Origin of the sequence: Fibrobacter sp. HC4 (assembly GCF_023373925.1) — a bacterium.
Classification (GTDB): domain Bacteria; phylum Fibrobacterota; class Fibrobacteria; order Fibrobacterales; family Fibrobacteraceae; genus Fibrobacter.
In genome coordinates this window covers 1-3,134 of the sequence record NZ_JALCZV010000047.1, presented here as the reverse complement: position 1 = coordinate 3,134, position 3,134 = coordinate 1, and the positions used below count along the sequence as shown (strand labels likewise).

The following is a 3,134-nucleotide window of genomic DNA, read 5'->3' as shown; positions in this document are numbered from 1 at the left end:
TCTTGCGGAACAGGTCGCGGTCTTCAGCGATATCGATGGAATCGATGCTGGTACCGAGAATCTTCACGCCTTCGTCGGAGAGAGCGCGGGCGATGTTCAGCGGAGTCTGGCCACCGAACTGCACGATAACGCCAGCGGGCTTTTCCTTCTTGTAAATCTGGAGAACGTCTTCGAGGGTAACCGGTTCGAAGTACAGCTTGTCGCTGGTATCGTAGTCGGTAGAAACGGTTTGGAAGCTGCGCTTCCTTTTTCTTTTGGGGAGGGCGTTGCCCCGGCTTCGCCGGTGCCGGGCTATATTTTAGGGGCAGTTCGCTGCACTTCGCTTGCGATCAGCCACCTAAAACCGAGCCTAAAGTCTCGGCCCATACGGGTCACTATCCCTAACGCAAAAGAAAAAAGAGCAAACCATAACTCTCTCTTTTTTTGTCAATATGCCATACAGCTTATTGTTCCCAATGTAGTCTCAATGTTTGTACTGTTGCATCATCTCGCATTTTTCGACCATTCTTTTTAACCAATTTTACACACCCCTCAGGGAGGTTGTATTCATTTTCAATCCTCGCTATGGCTTTTTTTAGTGATGAATTGCTTTTTATAGCTCTTTTTTGTGGCATATCAAACTCCTTTTTTACCTTGTACGATCTACTAAGTATTTTGAACATGTAAAGCCGTTTCTTGCACACCATTTCTTTATATCCCTATATGTAAGAGGATTAGAAAGGAATTCTTTATCCCTCTCACTTATAGCGATATCGCTGCTTGCTTTTCTAGGAGGATTTATACCATTTTTCTCATAATATTTGTCTAAAGTAATTTTATCTGTTTTAATGGTTACTGCATATATGCCATGATAATATCCCGCATACAGATTAAATTCTAATTCAGAAATGTTAAATCCGATTTCAACATTTTGAACAGAAGGATGCAACTTGAATGGCATATAAGCACCAAATGAAAACAGGTTGAACGCGGATACCATTAACGCTGTAGCGTCGTTCATATCTTTTGAAGGTGCTTCCACATAAGAGACTGTTCGATTCTTCTTCATTTCTACAGTTCCGTATCCTTTATAAGCTTTACCTTGATTAATTAGAGTCATCGGTACAAAATCATCTTCGGCAAGATGCTTGAAAATTTCATTATATAAGGAATTTGCTTTAGCTTTTGTTATAATCTTATTTTTTAAGGCTAAATCAACAAAACGTTCTTCTGTTATAATGACGTTTACATCATAATGCTTTAATTTACACCCTCTATTAAGATAGCTGAGATATTTTGAAAAATTAAATTCACCATTACCTATTTCAAATTGAGTTTCGACTTCGTAGATTGTTGAAAAATAGTTAGCGTATTGTATAGAATCCGCAAAACAACCTTTAGAGGGAAGTAAATTTTCAATCCTTTTCTCTATTCCTTTTGCTGTTGGAGCGTAGTTGGCAAAAGGAATTCCAGAACCATCACTTTTTAAAATGCCATAAAACACGGAAGACAATTTATCAGCTTCACGAACATTACCTTCTGCATAAATAGAATCAATATGTTGAACAGCGTTTTCTAGCCTTTTGTTAAGTTCTGCAGAACAAGCTATTTCTGTTTCTACACATGATTGAAGTGATTCGTAGGATCTTTCGCTTACAGGAACTGATACCTTTGCGACAGTCGTTTTTGTTGTTTGCTTTGACGTTTCTATAGCAGGATCACCCAAAGACAATAAAAACACGAATAAAATCCCCGCAATAAAAGTTTCAAAGCAAAAAAATGGGACTTTTATCCATTCCATTATTGAAATTACTTTGAAGGATGGTTTTAGAACTTTTTTTTCTGCGTCAAGATATCTTCCCTTAATGATTCTATCATAATCCAGGAATGTAAGGCTGAGAATTACTAAAAGAATCAAAGATGCTATTATAAGTGTTGTTATATTATACATCAGCGAAAATGAGACGAATAGAACAACAAACATAAGTTTAATTGTTCCTGACTTGTTACGTCCAACATAAAAAGAGTGAATTCCAAAGATCCCTAAAAAAATACACAGCAGCGCTGTAATTGTAGAGTTCTTATTTGACTCAATCTGAACCATTTGAGATTTTTTTGTGATGTTTTCATTCACAACATCTTTTTTGTTTATGAGAGACATTTTTTTCTCCTTGTTAATCATTAAAATCAGTTTTTTACACACCGAACATTGAAGTAATACTGTGCTTTAAAAAAAGAATTTGGCGGATTTAAAAGAATTCCTTTTGCAGATTCAAATCTGACTGCATGAGCTTTCACAACGTTCAAATTGACAATCCATTCATAATCGTTGCTAGATGTCCAGAAATAAGCATTTTTGTCCAGATCAAAACATTTTCCCTCATCAAAACAATATCCAAGAAGAATCAGGTCAAAAGTGTTATCGACCTTTTCAAAAATGCTGTTCCATTCTTTTTTAGAAGGTAAATGCCATCCACTTGGGCATGCTTTTTCTGCCATATCAAAGCTATAATAACGTCCGAGATTACACAATTTCTTTATATCGTTAATACATCGGCTACCTCGTACATTGTACCGCAAATTTTCAGCCATCCATTCAGAACGACCAATTTTGATTGTAGTGTAATGCTCACCATCCCTAGAATCAGTAATAGAGCTCGCGTGCAAATGTGTACACATCACAAGAGCAAGGGTGATTATTATCAACTGTCGAAAAAAGAGAAAAAATGTAGTCACTGCATTCACTTCCTTGAACACAAGAGTTGCTTTTTCTCATTCAACAAAGAACCGCATCTATTTTCAGGAAACAAAAAAAGGACGTGGATCGCTGCATTTATCCAATCGAGGCTCTCGACAGCCGCTAGACGATAAACGCAAACGACCCACGCCCCAAAAGGGCTGTTGCCCATGGCCTATACAGCCAAAAGACCAGCTTGAAAAAGCCGGTACAGCAAACTGAAACATACCGCGAAAACGGCATATCTGCGTGAGCGCTCGCCTTATTCTCGTCTAATTGAAATTGTCGAGATTTCGATTGGAGAACAAGAGCAAAAACTCTATTTTCTTCAAATATAACTTAAATTTCGTGGTTTCAATAATCTACCATTTTAATTTTTTATCAAAACAGCTTGTTTTTACAGCAAAACATCGTTATC

Annotated in this window: 2 protein-coding genes and 1 pseudogene; all 3 read right to left on the bottom strand. The window is 37.2% G+C overall.

Annotation, left to right across the window (positions count from 1 at the left end):
* Positions 1 to 232 (bottom strand): annotated as a pseudogene (locus MMG03_RS16255) (hypothetical protein); the annotation flags it as partial.
* 396 nt (positions 233 to 628) lie between these two features.
* Positions 629 to 2,140 (bottom strand): TM2 domain-containing protein, encoded by a 1,512-nt coding sequence (locus MMG03_RS15750; RefSeq protein ID WP_249506718.1) that lies wholly within the window; start codon positions 2,138 to 2,140, stop codon positions 629 to 631.
* A 26-nt stretch (positions 2,141 to 2,166) separates the two neighbouring features.
* Positions 2,167 to 2,658 (bottom strand): FISUMP domain-containing protein, encoded by a 492-nt coding sequence (locus tag MMG03_RS15745; RefSeq protein WP_249506719.1) that lies wholly within the window; start codon positions 2,656 to 2,658, stop codon positions 2,167 to 2,169.
* Positions 2,659 to 3,134: the final 476 nt, after the last annotated feature.